At 60.0% G+C, this 1,396-nt stretch carries 1 protein-coding gene; it reads right to left on the bottom strand.

All coding sequences use genetic code 11. The features are described 5' to 3' along the window. Positions 1–115 precede the first annotated feature (115 nt). Positions 116–1,327 carry an IS701 family transposase gene (locus AM629_RS21100; RefSeq protein ID WP_054481757.1) on the bottom strand — a complete coding sequence of 404 codons (1,212 nt, stop codon included), beginning with the start codon at positions 1,325–1,327 and terminating at the stop codon, positions 116–118. Between the last annotated feature and the right edge of the window lie 69 nt (positions 1,328–1,396).

The following is a 1,396-nucleotide window of genomic DNA, read 5'->3' as shown; positions in this document are numbered from 1 at the left end:
CTAGTACTACAGCCGTACTTATCCTGAGGGTGGGCTCCCGCCTCTGCGCCGGTAGTGACACTGCTGAGCACGGTACTGGTGCCTTCGCCTCCATATAGACCAATGCAGAATGTGTTCAACGACATCTTGGGTTTTCCACATCAGTCGTGATAGTAGCCTGCGCAATTCTGGGACGCTCAACGCAATCAGCCCCGGCACCGTTTTTTTTCTCCTGCACCCGCAAGGCTACCAGCACCGCGTGGGCTAACAAGGACAGCGTGATGTGGCGATACCAGCCCTGCCAGCGCCGCACTTCGTATTGCGCCAGACCGCACTCCCCCTTGGTGGCTTCGAAACCCGTCTCTATCTCCCAACGCCGGCCTGCCACCTGCGCCAGCGTCTTGAGCTTCGCCTTCTTTCGCGGGGCATACACCACGTAGTAGGCTAATTCCCGTTTCTCATCACGACTGCGACGCACGAGCAGGTAGTGACCGAAACGCCGTTCTTCCCGCGTTAATTGCAGGCGCCACAGCGGGGTAACCGCCCAGTCGTATCGACGTTCGCCTTTGGCGCCGGCTCCCGCAGACCGGCACTTCCAGGCTTGGGGCGTTAGCGATTGGGCGATGGCCTGCGCACTCATGAACACCGGCCCTTTCCACCATAGCGGCTCATTCCGGGCGACGCCCAGTACAAAGGGCTGTTGGCGCGACTCCAGCCAGACCCGCAGGCGGCGGTCACCGCCATAGACACTGTCGCCCGCTACCCAGCCACAGGGGACGCCTGCATCCAGTGCCCGCTCAAGCATCTTGCGGGCCAGCTGGGGTTTCGTGGCAAACTTCACTTCCGTGGGGATACCCGCCGCCTCACGCCGTGGCGGGTTATCAACCCACTGACGGGGCAGGTATAACTCCCGGTCAATGAAGGCACTGCCCCCACCGCCGGCATAGCACAGGAAGACACCAATCTGGCTGTTCTCCACCCGTCCGGCGGTGCCGCTGTACTGGCGCTGTACGCCGGCGGAGTACTGCCCTTTCTTGATGAATCCGGTCTCATCGACAATCAGTACGCTGTTGTCATCCCGCAGGTGACCGACGACGTAGTCACACAAGATATCGCGGGCCGCGTCGGCATCCCACAAGGCACGTTCAAGCAGATGCTGTACCCCGTCAGGCGTGGCTTCCCCCATCCACTCAGCCAGTTGCCAGCCGTTCTTGCGTTCGACGTTGCTGAGGAGTCCCTTAAGGTAGGCCAGACTGCGCTGTCGGGGTTCGGAGCGCTTGAACAGGGGAGCTAAACGGGCGTGTAATGTATCCAGTTCCTGTGTCCACAGGGTCAACGGTGTTTGCATCGAATCTTTCGCTATGTTGGCATGAGAACTTGGCGCATTATTACACAATATCTACGGCTGTAGTACTAG

This window comes from Photorhabdus heterorhabditis (genome assembly GCF_001280945.1).
Taxonomy (GTDB): domain Bacteria; phylum Pseudomonadota; class Gammaproteobacteria; order Enterobacterales; family Enterobacteriaceae; genus Photorhabdus; species Photorhabdus heterorhabditis.
Note: the sequence above shows the minus strand (reverse complement) of the source record. Positions and strands in the feature narration are given on the sequence as shown.